Origin of the sequence: Brevibacillus formosus (assembly GCF_003013405.1) — a bacterium.
GTDB classification, from domain to species: Bacteria; Bacillota; Bacilli; order Brevibacillales; family Brevibacillaceae; genus Brevibacillus; species Brevibacillus formosus.
In genome coordinates this window covers 33637-50135 of sequence record NZ_PXZL01000017.1, presented here as the reverse complement: position 1 = coordinate 50135, position 16499 = coordinate 33637, and the positions used below count along the sequence as shown (strand labels likewise).

The 16499-nt window shown below is 46.9% G+C and carries 19 protein-coding genes and 1 pseudogene; 3 read left to right on the top strand and 17 right to left on the bottom strand.

The window, feature by feature from the left end; translation table 11 throughout:
* Nucleotides 1–3 precede the first annotated feature (3 nt).
* From C7R91_RS16890 to C7R91_RS16870, 6 genes are all read right to left on the bottom strand, one after another.
* The gene (locus C7R91_RS16890; RefSeq protein WP_047074920.1) at nucleotides 4–639 is read right to left on the bottom strand and encodes a 3D domain-containing protein; all 636 of its coding nucleotides are present in this window, start codon (nucleotides 637–639) and stop codon (nucleotides 4–6) included.
* A 160-nt stretch (nucleotides 640–799) separates the two neighbouring features.
* Nucleotides 800–1060: a YuiB family protein gene (locus C7R91_RS16885; RefSeq protein WP_047074919.1), complete on the bottom strand. Its 261-nt coding sequence runs from the start codon at nucleotides 1058–1060 to the stop codon at nucleotides 800–802.
* A gap of 206 nt (nucleotides 1061–1266) precedes the next feature.
* Nucleotides 1267–1410: a YuiA family protein gene (locus C7R91_RS29400; protein WP_173616474.1), complete on the bottom strand. Its 144-nt coding sequence runs from the start codon at nucleotides 1408–1410 to the stop codon at nucleotides 1267–1269.
* A 181-nt stretch (nucleotides 1411–1591) separates the two neighbouring features.
* Nucleotides 1592–2068: an NUDIX domain-containing protein gene (locus C7R91_RS16880; RefSeq protein ID WP_047074917.1), complete on the bottom strand. Its 477-nt coding sequence runs from the start codon at nucleotides 2066–2068 to the stop codon at nucleotides 1592–1594.
* A gap of 65 nt (nucleotides 2069–2133) precedes the next feature.
* On the bottom strand, nucleotides 2134–2385 hold the full coding sequence (locus C7R91_RS16875; protein WP_007716742.1) for a hypothetical protein: 252 nt from the start codon (nucleotides 2383–2385) through the stop codon (nucleotides 2134–2136).
* A 4-nt stretch (nucleotides 2386–2389) separates the two neighbouring features.
* Nucleotides 2390–3580 carry an NAD(P)/FAD-dependent oxidoreductase gene (locus C7R91_RS16870; protein ID WP_047074914.1) on the bottom strand — a complete coding sequence of 397 codons (1191 nt, stop codon included), beginning with the start codon at nucleotides 3578–3580 and terminating at the stop codon, nucleotides 2390–2392.
* A 349-nt stretch (nucleotides 3581–3929) separates the two neighbouring features.
* Between C7R91_RS16870 and C7R91_RS16865 the strand changes: the two genes are divergently transcribed.
* Both C7R91_RS16865 and C7R91_RS16860 read left to right on the top strand, forming a co-directional pair.
* A complete protein-coding gene (locus tag C7R91_RS16865) occupies nucleotides 3930–4940 on the top strand; it encodes an NAD(P)/FAD-dependent oxidoreductase (protein WP_047074913.1) in 1011 nt (336 codons plus the stop codon).
* A 112-nt stretch (nucleotides 4941–5052) separates the two neighbouring features.
* Nucleotides 5053–5343 (top strand): hypothetical protein, encoded by a 291-nt coding sequence (locus tag C7R91_RS16860; RefSeq protein WP_047074911.1) that lies wholly within the window; start codon nucleotides 5053–5055, stop codon nucleotides 5341–5343.
* Between the two features lie 30 nt (nucleotides 5344–5373).
* Here C7R91_RS16860 and C7R91_RS16855 read toward each other — a convergent pair whose 3' ends face one another.
* From C7R91_RS16855 to C7R91_RS16845, 3 genes are all read right to left on the bottom strand, one after another.
* A complete protein-coding gene (locus tag C7R91_RS16855; protein ID WP_047074908.1) occupies nucleotides 5374–5994 on the bottom strand; it encodes a hypothetical protein in 621 nt (206 codons plus the stop codon).
* Nucleotides 5995–6037: 43 nt separating this feature from the next.
* On the bottom strand, nucleotides 6038–6397 hold the full coding sequence (locus C7R91_RS16850; RefSeq protein ID WP_047074907.1) for a hypothetical protein: 360 nt from the start codon (nucleotides 6395–6397) through the stop codon (nucleotides 6038–6040).
* Between the two features lie 392 nt (nucleotides 6398–6789).
* Complete coding sequence (locus tag C7R91_RS16845; protein ID WP_047074906.1) at nucleotides 6790–7161, bottom strand: cupredoxin domain-containing protein; 372 nt, start codon at nucleotides 7159–7161, stop codon at nucleotides 6790–6792.
* 172 nt (nucleotides 7162–7333) lie between these two features.
* Between C7R91_RS16845 and C7R91_RS16840 the strand changes: the two genes are divergently transcribed.
* Entirely contained in the window at nucleotides 7334–7915 is a 582-nt protein-coding gene (locus tag C7R91_RS16840) for a hypothetical protein (RefSeq protein ID WP_236697997.1), read from the top strand.
* A gap of 27 nt (nucleotides 7916–7942) precedes the next feature.
* On the opposite strand, the gene C7R91_RS16835 is transcribed toward C7R91_RS16840, so the two are convergent.
* The 8 genes and pseudogenes from C7R91_RS16835 to C7R91_RS16800 form a co-directional block, all read right to left on the bottom strand.
* Nucleotides 7943–9433, bottom strand: a complete 1491-nt coding sequence (locus tag C7R91_RS16835) for a DUF4153 domain-containing protein (RefSeq protein WP_236697996.1) — start codon at nucleotides 9431–9433, stop codon at nucleotides 7943–7945.
* 116 nt (nucleotides 9434–9549) lie between these two features.
* On the bottom strand, nucleotides 9550–10467 hold the full coding sequence (locus C7R91_RS16830) for a hypothetical protein (RefSeq protein WP_047074901.1): 918 nt from the start codon (nucleotides 10465–10467) through the stop codon (nucleotides 9550–9552).
* Nucleotides 10445–11026, bottom strand: coding sequence for an RNA polymerase sigma factor (locus C7R91_RS16825; RefSeq protein WP_047074899.1), 582 nt, complete (start codon nucleotides 11024–11026; stop codon nucleotides 10445–10447). Before C7R91_RS16825 ends, C7R91_RS16830 begins: the two co-directional genes overlap by 23 nt.
* 98 nt (nucleotides 11027–11124) lie before the next feature.
* The gene (locus C7R91_RS16820) at nucleotides 11125–12366 is read right to left on the bottom strand and encodes a DUF5050 domain-containing protein (RefSeq protein WP_047074897.1); all 1242 of its coding nucleotides are present in this window, start codon (nucleotides 12364–12366) and stop codon (nucleotides 11125–11127) included.
* Nucleotides 12367–12523: 157 nt separating this feature from the next.
* Nucleotides 12524–12628, bottom strand: a pseudogene (locus C7R91_RS29720) (iron-sulfur cluster assembly accessory protein); the annotation flags it as partial.
* 1119 nt (nucleotides 12629–13747) lie between these two features.
* Entirely contained in the window at nucleotides 13748–15703 is a 1956-nt protein-coding gene (locus tag C7R91_RS16810; RefSeq protein ID WP_052773433.1) for a phage tail tape measure protein, read from the bottom strand.
* Nucleotides 15704–15705: 2 nt separating this feature from the next.
* Nucleotides 15706–16044, bottom strand: coding sequence for a hypothetical protein (locus C7R91_RS16805; protein WP_047072944.1), 339 nt, complete (start codon nucleotides 16042–16044; stop codon nucleotides 15706–15708).
* A 2-nt stretch (nucleotides 16045–16046) separates the two neighbouring features.
* Entirely contained in the window at nucleotides 16047–16487 is a 441-nt protein-coding gene (locus C7R91_RS16800) for a phBC6A51 family helix-turn-helix protein (RefSeq protein ID WP_047072945.1), read from the bottom strand.
* Nucleotides 16488–16499: the final 12 nt, after the last annotated feature.

Below are 16499 nucleotides of genomic sequence, written 5' to 3'. Positions count from 1 at the left end.
TTGCTATTCAGTTTGTTGTTTGCCGCTGACGGGTTCCGCCATGGCTGCGATTCCTTTTTCATTCAAGCTATTCAGAAAAGCTTCCGTTACTTTGCCTTCACCTTTTTTTACGATATACACATCCACCGATTTTTTCCCCCATTGCGAGAATACGTCCTGCTTGGTCTCGAAATACAGGTCAATCTTATGGCCGCGAATCGCTCCACCCTTATCAGCTACAACGCCATATCCATAACCGGGAATGTACAAAATGGTCCCCAGCGGGAAAACGCGCAAGTCAGCTGCGATCGTGGAATAGTCGTCTCTACGTACTTTTACACCTGAATAGGTAATCCCATAGGAGGGGTGAGATGGATTTTTGCCCGTCGACTCGTATCCCGCATAGTAGCCTGTCGCTACTACACGTACTTTTGGATATTGCTCGTGAAATACATCCGCTTTATCAATCACTTGAGTAAGAGAACTGGCAGATACCGTCCGTTTTTTGACGACACGTTGCCCCTCTTTCGTTTCCTTGATTCCAAAAGTGGATGAGACACCGTGGTCTCCCACAACATTATAGCTGTATCCATCGCTTGCGAAGGCCGTCAAGACCAGGATGAACAGCGCGACGATACTTACGAACTGCTTTCCATTCATTTCTTGGTAAACCTCCTCTCGTTTCTAGTCATGTCCCGACGAGGAGGAAAGTATACACAAATTTTGGTTGATTACAGAAATATTCAGTCAGTTGCCCATTTTTCCAATCAAATGCCAAAAGAAAAACAGGCCTAAAACAAAGGCCTGCTTGATCTTATTGTTAAAACATCCGATATCCTTTTTTGCGAAGCGTTTGAATGGTCATGCCACTCGCCACTGTACCTGCCATGCCGCAGCCCAGAATGAGCGCATCCCAAATTCCCGGAACGATTTGTTGATACACAAGTGCCCCTACGACTATACCAACACCGATCACAACAGGAAACCATGTCGTTTTCAAAATCATGTTTAAAATAAACCCAATGCCAAACCCAAGCACGGAGAACAGAACAATGGATACCATAAATTGCATCAAGTTCATCGACGAAAAAGACCTCCTGCCACCTTCTCCACCTTTTGCCACTATTTTAAGCAAATACAGGAAAGACGGGCTATTTTCGGTATTAAGTGTAGCAAAAAGGCGAGGGGTCGGTCAATAAGAGAAGCCTAGCGTATGTGTTGCACGCCTGTCAGAAAAAACCGCCGATGCATTCGCTTCGACGGTTTTCTATAGAGGTTCCGTAATCATTATTGATGAGAAGAAACAGCTTCCTTCTGAGCTTCCTGTGTGCCAGCTCCGTCACAGTTAGGGCAATTCTCCGAGCCCCCCAGGAGCAGTTGGAAATACCCTTGGCCATGGCAGTACGGGCACTGTTCTTGTTTTTGTCTCATGTTGAGCTCCCCTTTCGGCATACATGCGTGAAAATTAATTGCATGTATATTCAGATTATTTTGATGTATCTAACTATATCAGAATCTCCCCTTGGTTCACAATGCAGTTCATTGCGAAAAAACCATAAAAAAACCGCAATGTAAGCGGAAACATTACGGTTTATCTAGCTTATTCGCAGAATTACTTAAAAATTTTATAGGAAGTGTATTGAAAAATGGGATCGATAGCAAAGGATTGACCTGTCATTCCCTGCTCCCGTTTGATATAGTCCGGCAATATGATTTTCAAATAAGTCGAAGACAACGGATCATGAAGCAGCTCTTGTATCGGCATAAATCTCGCCTCCGCGATCTCACCTTCCTGCGGGCGCGGTTCTCCCCCTATGTAATCCATCCAAAACACGACCATATTGTCGCTAATGGACTCCCGAATAACGCCTGAACGGATTCCCGCTACTTGTCGTACGACTGCCTCGACACCCGTTTCTTCCATTACCTCACGCACTGCTGCTTCATCTACTGTCTCACCTTCCTGCACGAACCCCGCGGGAAATGACCATTGTCCTTTTAGTCCGCTGTACGTTTTTTTGACAACCAATGCTTCTTGCCCACGAATGACGATCCCGCAGGCGCCTAGCCAAACCTTCCCTTCACGCATCCAGCTCGCTCCTTTCACATCCTAGCTAAACGAAACCCCCGGCTCTTCTTCGCCGGGGGTACCTATCAATCATCCTCGTCATCAAGGAGCCCATTATCGATCATGTATCGCAGATTTTCCCGATCCCTCTCGCGGCCCTTTTCCTTGAGCCGCTCGATGGCAGGCAGGATGAGAATATCTACTTCACGCTGTACATGCCATGCCAAATCGTGTCGCCCCTGCTCCTCCAGATAAAGGCCCACTTCCATCATAGCGTTGTACCGATCCATCTCTTCGCGGACCATGAGCCCCCGGACTTGAATGCTCGCGTGACGCATCGTTTTACAGCTTTACTTTCTTCAGCGCGAGACCGACGCCACCAATTTTGTACAAGTAGCGCAGGTCGCTCGCTTTTTTCATCATGGCTGCTGTGCTGCCGAACAGCTTTTTCGAACCAACTTGCCCAATACCCTCGCCTTTTCCAAGAGAGGCCAATGTCCCTTGCAGATGCGGGATGAATTTTTGCGGAAGATCGCCACGAACCAAGGCAGCGAGATTCTCACCCAGCGTCTCGCCTTCCTGTACCGCAATTTGCGCAGTTGGCGGGTAAGGGCGACCTTCTTCGTTGAAAATCAAGGCACAATCCCCTACGACAAAAACATTTTCATAACCAGGCGCACGCAAGTATTCGTCTACCTTGACGCGACCGCGCATGACTTCGAAGCCTGCTTTTTCCACGATGCTGTTGCCGCGGACTCCTGCTGCCCAGATAACGGTCTTCGATTTGATTTCTTCTCCGGTATTCAACAGTACGCCATCTGGGGTGCACTGCTTGATGGGTGTTCCAATTTTGAACTCGATGCCTTTTCTCTCCAATACATCTATTGCGTATTGGATCAGCTCTGGGTCAAAGCCAGGCAATGCAGTTGGTGCTGCCTCAATGCAGTAGACTTTCACCAGTTCTGGATCGACATCAAATTCTCGGCACAGCTCTGGCAGACGATCGCCGAGCTCTCCACAAAACTCAATGCCTGTAAAGCCAGCTCCACCTACGACAAACGTCAGGTAGTCCGTACGATCCGGCTCATTTTTAAATTTGGAGAACATGTATTCAATATGCTCGCGAATATTACGGACCGCATTGATACTGCGAATGCTAAACGCATGCTCCTTGAGTCCCTCAATTCCGAACGTTTCTGGCTCGCTGCCCAATCCGATGACGAGATAGTCATACGACAGCACCTCGCCACTTTCGAGCGTGACGGTCTGCTCCTCTGGCTGAATGGCTTGCACCGTTCCTTTGACAAAGTTGACTTTGTCCTTGTTCAAAATGCCATCTAGACTGACGCGAGCATGATCGGCCGGTGCTGTACCTGCAGCCGGCTCATGCAGCCATGTCGTGATGTAGTGATAGTTGTGCTTGTTGACCAAGGTGATTTCTGCCTCATTGTAGTTGAGCTTTTTCTGAAGCTGCAACGTTGTGAGCAAACCACCGTACCCAGCGCCAAGAATCAGGATTTTGGGTGTACCCATCAGTATCCCTTCCAATCATGTATGATGTCATTGTCCATGGTAACTTAAGGAAGATTGTGCGATTTTTCACGTGGTCTGGTACAAATTAAGATGCCCCAATTCATGACCCGTGTAGTATCGGAATTATTGCCCTGTCATGCCATCCGAACCACTCTGTGAAAAAATGCACAAAGTCAGACATAGAAAAATGTGACAAATTCTTTACAGTCATCCTCATCTTATCGGCAACCGATTGGATTTGCAAGGTTTTTTTGCCTATCATCTTTCGAATTTTCTCTCCTGTTTTTCCACTTGTATGGGTTATAATGGTTGAGGAGTTCGCTTACGATTAATTCGGAGGTGCTTTGGATTGAATTTTCTGCAAAAGGACGAGCAAATCTACGACATTACGATCATTGGAGGCGGCCCTGCCGGGTTATTTACCGCTTTTTACGGCGGGATGAGACAGGCCAGTGTAAAAATCATTGAGAGCATGCCCCAGCTAGGCGGGCAGTTATCCGCTCTTTATCCGGAGAAGTACATATATGATGTAGCCGGATTTCCAAAGGTTTTAGCACAAGATTTGATCAATAATCTGAAGGATCAGATTTCACGCTTTCAGCAAACCATTTGCCTGGAAGAGAAAGTGGAAAATGTCGTAAAAAAAGTAGACGATGTGTTTGAAATCACAACGGACAAAGGCTCTCACTACTCCAAATCCGTCATCATCACTGCTGGGGTAGGAGCGTTCGAACCTCGCAGGCTGGAACACCCAGATGCCGTCAAATATGAAAAATCCAATCTGCACTATTTTGTTACCGATCTGAACTCCTTCAAGGGACAGCGTGTAGCTGTTATTGGCGGCGGTGATTCCGCACTGGACTGGTCCCTCATGCTAGAACCTATCGCAAAAGAAGTACACCTCATCCACCGCAGAGACAAGTTCCGCGCACATGAACACAGCGTAGAAATGCTCATGTCCTCCAAAGTAAATGTCACGACACCTTACGAAATTTCAGCTTTGCACGGCGAGGAGCGCATCGAAAAACTCACGCTGGCCAATTGCACGACAAAAGAAGAAATCGATCTGGAAGTCGATGCAGTCATTGTCAACTTCGGCTTCATCTCCTCTCTCGGTCCGATCAAGAACTGGGGGCTGGAGCTCGAAAAAGGCTCCATCGTGGTCGATACCCGCATGGAATCAAACATCCCAGGCATTTTCGCAGCAGGCGATATCGCAACCTACCCTGGTAAGGTGAAGCTGATCGCAGTTGGATTTGGTGAGGCCCCTACCGCTGTAAACAATGCGGTTTCCTACTTTAATCCGGATGCCAAATTGCAGCCTGGCCATTCTTCCAGCATGGACAACTTCAAATCATAAAAATGTTTCGTCCCTGTTGTTGCCTCCTATGGCTGCGACAGGGATTTTTTATTCCTTTGCATAACCGCTTTTGTTCGCGTGCAAAGTAGGAGGAGCGAGGAGGCGATACGCTTTGAATCATCTCTGCCCAGTTTGCAATGGCTTTACTGCCCTCCAACAAGCGTGTTCAACGTGCGGTCAAGCTCTGCAAGATGCAGGCCGTCTGTATGACTTTTATGGCGACTACAGTCCTTACCGGGAGATAGACGATTCCAAGATGGATAATGGTTACATGGATCGTACGCACCACCAATGCATCCATACAGGCTGGTGTCCCTCCTGCCAAACCGAACAGATGGTCTTTCTGGATGAATGGACCCCTGCTGTGCTTGTAACAAATATGGAAAAGGACGCGTACCAGTAAGTCGGTCACGTCCTTTTTTAGTTCGAAACGTTATTTTTTCTTCATGGCCAGCTTTTCCGCCATGCGAGAATTGTTTGCTTGCATTTGTTCCAACATTTGCTGGAGTGATTCCTTAATCTTGGCTGTATCACCAGATTCAATCGCAGAGTCAAAAGCTTCGTGTGTTTTCTTCATTTGCTCAATCCGAGCTTTTCGGACGTCACGCTCTTCTTTTGGCCCCATGTTTTTGTCTTTCCATTCCTTAAACTGCTTTTCCATCTGTTCGTTGGTGATTTCGCCCTTTTTCACTTGTTCATTCAGCTTGTTGATCAGTTGCTTGCGTTCTTCACGCTTCGCCTGCCACTTCGGGTCGTCACTCAGCGCCTCGAACTCGCTCATTAACCGATCGCGTTCTTTAAACGCTGCCTGCCATTTCCCCACACTATCCGGTGCGTATTTTTCCGCTAGCAAGAGCATGTACATTTTTTGATGAACGCCTCTGTTTGAGCTGTGTCGCACCTTCATGTGCTTCTCTCCATGCTCATCATGGCTGTGAGTCGGCTTGCTCGACTGGGCAACTGTTGCAGATACATCGTGTGCCAACGCGACACCTGGCATAACAAGCCCCATTACCAGCGCTGTTGTCATCATTCCTTGCTTCCACATCTTCATGCTGTTCACTCCTTCTTCTTAGAAAACTTCTATGATTGACCCGTTAAAAAGGGCGCAACTCTTCTCTATCCAGCCCCAATAGTTTTACAAGGCCCATTTGCTCGAGATCACTTTTTGTTTTTTCGGTGCCATACTGATAAATAAGCTGGTAGATGGCTCGCAGGTTGTCATCGTATTCGTCGTTGTCCCGATCCGGCATGTCAGACCATAGCGTATGCCCATGCATCCACATCATGAAATCCCCATGGACACAGTTATTGAACAAATCTCGCATCATTTCCACTTGTACGTCGGTCGCTTCGATCTCAAAATCGTACGTGGCGGAGCCTTTTTCATCGCGAATTTCTGCCACGGTCGTTCCTGCTTGCAAGGTCACGTAGTAGTGTTTCTTATCCAGTGTCACTCATCTCCTTTTTGGGACGCATCACCGACTTGAAAACTTTTCCTCCTTACCATGTGCAAAAATCACGAAAACATGTATATAACAAGCAAAAAGCCCTCCGTCATGGGGAGAGCTTTTCCTACGTGAATCTACTCCTGTATGTTACGATCGATCTTCTTTCCGCAAATTATGCCCGGTGTTCTCTCCCGTTTTCGGAGGAGTGCTGCGTGAGCCGGCGGATGCTTCCGTTGGGCGCTTGTCTTTGTTGTTGTGCTTGGACATGTGGTTTCCTCCCTTACTCGATGAGTAGCTGCCCATGTAGTATGTCCCCACCTGTGAAATGAAAAAACACCTTGACCCGATATGCAGGCCAAAGTGCTTGTTTGTTGTTTTATGCCAATAAGAGAATCGAATTATTTCACGACTAATTTTGCTACCATTTTGGCATGATCTGGTCCACAGATCACGTTGCAAAAGATGGTATACTCGCCAGCTGTATCGATTTTCATCGTTTTGCTGCCATCTTTTTGGAGATCTACATCCAGCCCTTGGATACCAATACCGTGAAAGCCTTCTGTCGACTTGAAGTTGATCGTGAACTCTTCGCCAGCTTTTACTTCATAGGTTTCTTGATTGAATTTCCAGTTACTAGCTTCGATATTCACTTGTGTGCCAGTAGTTGCTGCAGGAGCCGTGCTAGCAGCTTCCTTGTCTCCGCCGCATGCTGTCATCAACATTGCAGACAATGCAACTGAAGAAATCAATAGACCCCACTTCTTGTTCACTTTTGACCCCTTCTTTCTTCTTTTTCTACACTTCCATCTTACTCGATGAAACCAATCCAAAATCTGGGATCATGTGAACGAACAGTGACGAATTGGGGAAAGATTGTTGAACATCATTTTCGGAACAATCCTCTCTTTCCTCCGTCTTATGGTTTAGAGGAGTGGATCAGTGATGATGTTCAGGAACATTCAAGGTATTCTTACCGTTTTCTCGTTCGTGCTTCTTTTCACCTTTCTCATCCAGCCTATTCCTGCGTCGGCCTGTAGTTGTGCCAGACCTCCTGACCCTTTAACAGCAAAGGATCGGTCTGCTGCTGTGTTTACAGGCAAGGTGCTCCAGGTAAATGAGCGAACAGACTGGCTTCGTTGGCTTCCCTTTTGGGATAAACCAGAGCGAGGGGGCTTTGACGTTATTTTCGAGGTGCAGTCTACGTGGAAAGGAGTGGATCAGACACAAGTTCAGATCGTCACCAGCGGTCTTGGAGGTGCATGCGGCATTCCTTTTCAACCAGGTCAAGAATACCTTGTCTATGCCTCTTATTGGGAGCTAAATGAGCTGGAAACCAATATCTGTACACGTACTGTCATGAAGTCAGATGCCAGAGAAGACTTGCTGGCGTTAGGTCCTGGTGCCATGCCTATCAGTTCCGCCAATCTAGTATGGAACGATTATGTCTTTACAGGCACCGTGGTCATCACCTCTGCGGGAATCTTTCTTTATCTCTTTTGGTTCCAAACAAAACGGAGACGATAGATCACCTCGTCTCCGTCCTCCCTATTTTCATGGAAGATAAGCTTTTGCCCGATACTCCGAGAGATTAAAGGACTGCCAGCTATTGTCCTCATACAAAATCTCTTTTCGCTCTTGCAGCATCTCCATAAACTTCTCTTCTATCTTTTTGTCCTGCACAAGCTCCATAACCACTGGTATGGCGTCATAAGACAGCTCGCTCAAATACTCGATGTCGATGTTTCCAGTCGCATGATAGCGCTGTACATTGTTTTTGGCAATGATGACGTCCATATTGATGTAATTCAGAATGACGTAGCTCACGAGTGTCAAAATCGCGTAATACTTGATCAAAGAGAAACCATCTCGCCAAATTTTCAAAAGAGCAATGATAAACAGCACAAACAAAAATATCATGAAAACGTGAGCTAACAGCCGCGTATGCGTGTACCCGTAAGCATCCTCATACAGCGAAAGGCGAAAATAGGCGGACACGAGCATGAAGCCCGTACAAATCGTCAGCATACTCAGCAGAACCTGTATGATCCGATAGAGCATTGGTTTTGCCCGGGAAGCGAAATACATTGAGCATAGGAGAATCAAGAAATTAATAACGGTGACCGTCACCAGCTCATTGAAGCCATTTCTAGCATACTCGGCGTACGTCAATTCATCTGGTAAAACTCGCTTTGCCCCGCTGAACAAATACGATATCTGAATATATGTAAACGCTGTGTACACGATATTGATGATCGCCAGAATCGTTACAAGGATAACTCCGTCCCAGACGATCTTTTTGTCATCTTCAGGCACAGGCGGTTCTACTGCTTCCTCTCGTTTCCCGAAAAGAGAATACATGTAAGCAAATACAAGGATCGTAATGAGCCCGATTAGCATCATTCGAAAGATTGCTTCAAGTGAATCGACATCAATCACCCTTCGCGGGATTTGACCCAGAAAATGTCCAAACACACTATCCGCATTCGAGAGCAAGGAGAGTAGAATCACCAGAAGAGGCAGCGAGATGCCGATTCCGATGAAAACCTTCTTCATTACGCCATACTTCTCCTGGTCCAACCTGTCCTTGATCCGTTCCCTTATCAGCCTAAATGGCAAGCGCGTATACTTCGGAGTGTAAAGAATCAATGTCTCCACTATCTCCATGAAAAAACCTGCTTCGTACCATTTCGCTTGATGACGCTTGGTGATCAGGATCGTTTGGATCACGAATAAAAATGGAATCAGTACCAGGTTGAACAGATGAAAATGAGAATTGGAAAATAGAAAAAAGGTTAGCGCCAGTAGAAAAATCGGAAGCGTCCATATCCAGTCGAATACTTGCTTTCGAGAAAAGGGTAAATGAATGCGTTGCCTAGCCTGCCAAATAAAAAGGCCGTACAAGCCGATTACGAACAACAGATAAGAGATACCCAAGCCTTTCCCGTAAAACATCCAGTCAAACAGTATGCCGATCCCAAATGCCCCTAGCAAAAGCCACTGTAAGCCTTTTTGTTCTTGCGCAGCATCAGCCAATCTCTTCACTCCTTACATTGACTTTTTGCCCGAAAAAAGAACGTAAGAGCAGACTCCATAAAAGAGCTGCTCTTGTAAGTACGTGCAGAATTGGTTAAATGTTACAGTTTTAACCTGAACTGTTTTTACTTTAAATTCTCGACAATCAACAGCAATTCTTTTTTCGTCAATGCTGGATTCTTGGTACCCACTTCAATGAGTCTGTTTTTGTCCTCTTGATAAACCTTTACAAGTTTTTGTTCTGTTCCATCCAATAGCTTCTGGGCTACATACATTCCCTCATATTTTTGGACTTTCACTTTTTCTACAATTGCATCCTCTCCTGCTGCTTCTTCGATCCATTTCAAACCTTCAAAGTTCGTGATGGCGATGTACACGTCACCGTCCGTCCCTGCTCCTTCACTCCCTTTGTACAACGTAAAGACTCTATTTATTGTCGGCTTAGGAGATACTTTTCGCATGACGATTTGTTTCTTGTCCTTCTCCGCCTCCTTGTGCATTTCTGCGAATAATTCTGGTTGGCTATAATCAAACGGATACTCGACATGTCCTTTTAAAAATTTGTAGCCACCCTCTATCTCTGCTGGTACCTCATAAAAGCTGCCCACTTCTTTCTGCAACGGTGGTGTGGTTAAATGTTCAACAGGAATATATGTGAAGGAAACACGTTTTTTCGGATTGTCCGGTCCAGGTATATAAATAGCTGCCCCTTCTCCTGGCTTAAGCGAGTTTCGCGCGTCTTCAAAGGTTTTCATCGTTTCAGCGCTGCTTTTTTCCTGTGGAGCAGCAGTCTGCTGCACTTTCACTACCGCTTCCCCTTTTTCATTCTTCAATTCGTATGCCTTCATGGCTGCATAAGCGGATGTTCCTCCAAACACAAGAATAGCCGCAACAAGTAATCCCAATCTTTTTTTCATCTGTTTTCCCTCCGATATATTTGTTCGTTCCTTGATTTTTTGAAGGACTTGATCCTTGACATCGAAATCATTGGCGGCTGCTAGTAACTGCTGTTTCCAATCATCAGGTTGCTGAGATCGAGTCATGTCTATCACCGCCTTCACTCACGAGCATGTAAGATTTACATTTTTTCAATGCACGCTCATACTGTTTTCGCAGCGTAGCTGGCTTTCTATCAAACAACATGGCCAGCTCGTCGTAGCTGCGTTCTTCCACCACACGCAAGATCAGGAGATTCCGCTCCTTTACGGATAGCTTTGATACCGCTACATGAAGAGGGTTGTTCAAGTACTCGGTATCTTCTATCTTCTTTTCACCCTCATGGCGACTGACCGTCTGAACCCCCGCACGCAAAAAAGTGACTACGCGATTCAGCTTCGCCCTGTTTAACAAGTTCAGGCAATGATGATACGCGATCTTATACATCCATGCCGAGAAAGAAACGTTGTGTCGATAGCTGTCCAACTGCTCGAATGCTTTCAAGAAAACCTCCTGGACAGCATCCTCCGCTTCCTGTCGGTGTCCCAGCATGTGATAGCAATACACGAACAACGGCTTTTGCATCGCATCGATGATCAAACCAAATTGGTCGATATCCCCGGCTCTGACCTCCTTTAGCACTTGCTCCATTTCGTTATGATCCAAGCCCTCTCACCTCCGATTCGCACGTATAACAAACAAAGGCGTCATTTTGTGACAGGTTGCCGCAAAAAAAATCCATACCGAAGTATGGATTCCTTGTGTTATTTCCACTGAACCTTGTAAAGCTCATTGTTTGCTTTGGCATAGAGAATGTATTGTGCGGGTACGTTTATCTCTACAATCGCATCGCTCTTCAAGTCCATGATCTTCTCTGTTTTATCTGAAGCGAGCTGTGTCCGATACAAAGCTTTGTCGCTGTCCAGATAGAACATGTTGTCACCTACGACATCAACGATCTTGCCCTTGATTTGCTCGCCATCTTGCAAATGCTTACCCTCTTTGGAAATCAGCACGTGCCGAGAGCTGCTATCCACATAGGCAATCCCGTCTGTATAAACCTCAAAGCTGCCGCCCTTCTCAACATCTATTCTCGTGTCATCTTTAGTAAGCTTCGTTTTTTCGGTCCCATCCAGCTTCATTTTATAGAGTCCTTGATCACGGGTGTCATGGAAGTAATACCAGACATTTGAAACCGTTGCATAGTCTACATTTTCAAGAACTTCCTCTTTTTTGTCCGAATTGGTTTTCGCTTTATACAGCATCGCTCGGTTGTCGTCAGTATAAGCCGTAAAGTACATATCACTTCCATCCATGACAAAGGACGTAATCTTGTCTCCCGCAAATTTCACAGCTTCTGGCGTGCTGCTACCTTGCTTTACCTTGTAAAGAGAGCTTTGTTGCAGCCCTTTTTCCGCTGCTGGATCGTTGACCTGCAAGTAATAAATCTCTTGATTTCCACGATAGATTTTACCGGTCACCTGCTTGGCTTGAGTCACTTTCATCGGACTCTCATTGACCAATTTATCCTTGTAGATCGTACCTTTCAGCTTGCTGTCTGCATCTGCGACAAAGAAGTATTTCCATTCATCTCCTACCCGAATGATGCCAGACGCAGCACCCGTTGTCTCTTGCTTGTCCTCACCCTTCATGGTTAGTGTGAGTTTAATTTCATATTTTCCTTTTTCCGAGGGAGTAAAGGTTCCCGTTACCTCGTACGTCTCTTTTCCTTCTGTGACCTTCACATCCTCCATCACGAGATCCTCATCGGGACCAGTGAAGTGAAATTCCGCATCTCCTTTTATCTTCCCATGTTTCGCAATCGTTGCTGTTATCGTGACTTTCTCGCCCACATTCACATCGAGCTGTGGAAACATCGTCAGATTGCCGGCCACATATCCTTTTGACTTCACCTGTGGTGCCGCATCAATCGAAGCTGGAATGGCTGTACACAAAAGGATGGCCGAAAATACGCAAGCAGTAAGCCGTTTGAATTTCATCATCATAATCCTGCCTCTCATCTATTTATTTCACTTCCAATTATTCCTAACTATAAATTCTAGTCCTTATTTTGTAAATTTTTTTCATTCCGAACAACAAAATACCCCTTCAACTCGTGCGCAATCATTCACACAAGTCGAAGGGGTTCTGTCTTATTTGTCCTTAGTCGTCACATTTCTCCGCTTTTCCTTCAGCCAACGCTGTTTTGAACGAAGATCCACACCCACAAGAAGCGACTGCATTTGGATTCTCGATGGAGAAGCCTCCGTTAGGCTTACGATAGGCTATCGGTAGGCCAAAACCACGTCAGAGCAACGTTTTGTCACGTTTTTGGATGATTGAGGATTGCTTTCGGGATTGTTAATCGCGCACCTATATAACGGTGGATAGCGCTGCTACTATAATACCCAAACGGACAAGCTAGCGCAACTTAAATCGGAGGAAACAAATCCCCGTACTTGACGCTAGGATTCCACTTCCTAACCGCTCGCAACACCTTCTCAATCGTAATCCTGCGCGGAGCATAATCGCGGTAGGTCATGGGCGAGCACGCTCCTTTAACGTTAGTCCTCTTACTGTACTCCGCTGGTTTAGGACAAAAAAGAAGCGCCCACCGACTGGATGTAACTCCGATAAGTGGGCGCAAGTTATAGTTGCTCAATGCATTTAAGGCGCAACATGAGGGGATGTCTGTGAGCAGAATAAAAAGTAGCCAGATGGCCCATAAAAAGTAGCCAAGTGGCTACAGTGGAGTGTGATAGACTTATATCAAAGGAGGGAAACAAGCTTAAAACACAACATCTAGTATTGTCGAAAATTATTTCGCACATTATATAGGTAATCTATTGAGTTTTACAGATAAAGATAGGTAAACTAGAGAGGAAACAGATGGGATTCTCGCGGCGACTCTCCTATAAGGGGAGGTGATAGCCATATGGAGATCGAGTCCATTCTTGAAGTAACATATTGGATCGTAGTAATATACGGAGCGTTGTGTGAAAATGACAAAAATAAACGCAAATAATCCACCTAATGGTTTGGCCGCCGCAGGTGGATTATCGTGAGAAATACTCGCGCCGTGAGAAATCCCACTGTCACGCTTTATAAAAATCCGTTGATGTTTAGGCATCTGCGGATTTTTTTTCTTGTGTTGAACGTTAAACAAGATTTGCTAACTGCTAACCTTAATCCAATTATAAAGTGGTGTGATGTTGTATTCAACATAAAAGTTATACCACGTTCTCCGTGTTTCTCTTATACCATATCAGTATAGACCAGAATCGCCGCTCTTATCCCGCCTAACATTCCGCGCAGCTTCTTTAAACCAAAAAATGCCCACTATCGATCTCTCGACGGTGGGCAATCGTTATTCTATCGTACGTTATTCTATCTAGTCCGTATCACCTGACGCGCAAGAGATAACGCAAGCCTATCGATCACCTTCGGATCGTTCAAATCGCCACCAGCCGCATTTACCACGAATGTATTACCGGAGACATTGACGCTTCCGCCGGAACCTCCGGCGGAATACTCGCGATTTTCCTGCTTTGTCAGTACGCGCTCACCTTCGTGCATACGTGCAATGTAGCCGTCGCGTGGGATATACGAAATTCCATTATAATGTGAACCGTCTGGTTTATCAGTAAAGCTCGGCATAAACGTGTCGAACGCCCAAGTTCCTGCTTGGTTAGCGCGCATTATTGGTGACGACATTATCGCATTACCGATGACACTGGTTTCCATCTCGCTTTGTATGCCCTTGGAGATGCTCGTCGCAATCCTAGCGCCGATTATGAGGCCAGCTTTTGCGATATCTGGCGCTTTTTCCTCAAGGAACAAGCCGAAGTCTTTGGCAATCCGTGACGCACCTGACTCGATCATTTGTTTACCGGATGAGCTATACCATTCCTCAAAGCCGCCGATAAGGTGCTTCCAAAACGGAGGTGGTCCGCCTGCCCTGTCCATTATTTCCGCTTGCTTGAACTTCATTTCGGCTTGTCCCGTAACTTCCCATTTCTGCGGATTGTTGACGTACGGGTCCATAAACTCGCGGATACTCTTTCCGATCTCATCGAAAGTAGCCGTAATCTGCGGTCCATATTGCGTCGCCATATCCGCGAACATGAGTGTCAGGTCCTTAATTGTTGGGAGCAGCGGTTGTAACGCGGATATCTGAATGGTTTCGATTGCTCCGCTCAACTGTTCGATGGCACCTTTCGCGTTGTCCATCTTCTGTTTGGCAACGTCTAATGCGGATACTTTCGACATTTCCGTTTGGAATTTCCGGACACCTTCGGCTCCTTCGTTATAGAGGACGGTAGCGGCGCGGATGGCGTCTGATCCGAACATTGTTTCGAGTGCGAGCATACGTTGTTGATCGGTCATTTTGCCAAGCGATTTTTGCAAGATACCCGCGATCTGGTCGAGCGATTTCAACTTGCCGCGCGAGTCGTAAAACAAGTTGCTGTTGTTTTTCGTAAGGATGCCGAGTCGTTTGAATAACTCGATTTGGTCTTTCGTCGTCGGCTGTAAATTCGAAAGCATCGTTTTCAGTGAGGTCCCACTATCGCTTCCCTTAATTCCCGAGTTTGCAAAGAGTCCGAGCGCTGTATTCGTATCCTTGAACGTCATACCGACACCCGCTGCAACTGCCGATACCGCCGAGAGAGAATAGCGGAGCTCCTGGACACTCGTCGCGGATGCGTTTGCGGTTCCCGCCAAGATGTTCGAGGCTTGTTCCGCGGTCAGTGTATCACGCTTATAGGCGTTAAGCGCGGTGGACATGATCTCCGCGGCATCTGCCAACTCAAGCCCGCCAGCAGTCGCAAGGTTCAGCGCGTGTTGGAGTCCCCCTGCTTGAACAGCCGCGGGAGTTAACCCGGCTTTGAGCAGCTCCTCGATTCCCTGCGCGGCTTGGAGTGACGAGTATTTTGTACTTGAGCCCATCTCCATCGCGAGATCACTCATGCGCTTCATTTCTTCGTTGCTTGCACCCGTGAGCGCTTTAATAGACGACAATTGCGCTTCGTAATCCATCGCCTTATCCAGTGAGCTAAACGCGACTCCGACCGCCGCTGTTCCCGCAGCCACCCCCCCGAGCAGTCCCGTTACCTTACCTATAGAGCCCGGCATTGAGTGGAAAGACCGTGCCATCCGATTGCTGTCCTCTGCCAATTGGCGCGTTGCCCGACTCGCATTACTCGTTGCGCGTTGGTACATATCCGTCGAGTTCGCAGCACGTCGGAACATATCGTTCGTACGCGTCATATTTGCGAGGATACGCGTCAGCTTTGAGCTCATTTCGTCTTTGAGGATGAGGCGGGCGGTTAAATCGTATGCCATCGCTATTCACCCGCCCTCTGACCGATTTTAGCGATAAGATGGTCGCGGGCTAGGTCAATCGCGCCAAGCAACACCGCAATTTTCGCTACTTCCCTTCGGATCGGTCGCGAGTTCTCCGGCCACTTTCGTCTCAACTCGTCCAATCGCGCTACGCATCGGTACACCTCGTCCATGTGGCGTGCGAATTGTGCAGTCTCCTCGACCCTATCGCGCTTGAGCTCCGCCACTATCTGACGGAACTGGACGTAATCGGACGGAAAAAATCCGCGTGTTCCTTCAATCACTGCGGCGAGTTTCGTGGTTGCCGCGCTTGCTGTTACAGCCATTGCATAAAAGTCCACGATTATTCCTCCCCGTTCACCATCTCGGCCAGTTTGTGGATATCCGCCGCGATCTCTGCGTCAGACTTACGTGGTAATTTCGATTCGTTTTCATGCTCGATTACGTGGACATCCGCGAGTTCCCTCTGCAACTTGTACCATAGCTCGATCGCTTTTATACGCGGCTCCGGCATGCGGATCAGTTTTATAAGAGCGGCGTCCACCTCGCTCCCGTGAGCGTGCAGCTTATCGCGCGAGATCATACGGTGGTACTCATTGAACTCCGGAATCTTGAGCCATTCGTACAGCGTAGACCTGGAAATACCGATCCTCTCCGCAAGCTCATCCTTGGTTAGTTTCTTTCCACTTGATAGCTCACAGAATTCATTCGCAACAAGGTCTTGCGCCGCTCGTCTTTGTTGGTCAGTCAAACTTCGGCCAATATCTGATCTTCTTTTTCCCATGCTTATCACTCC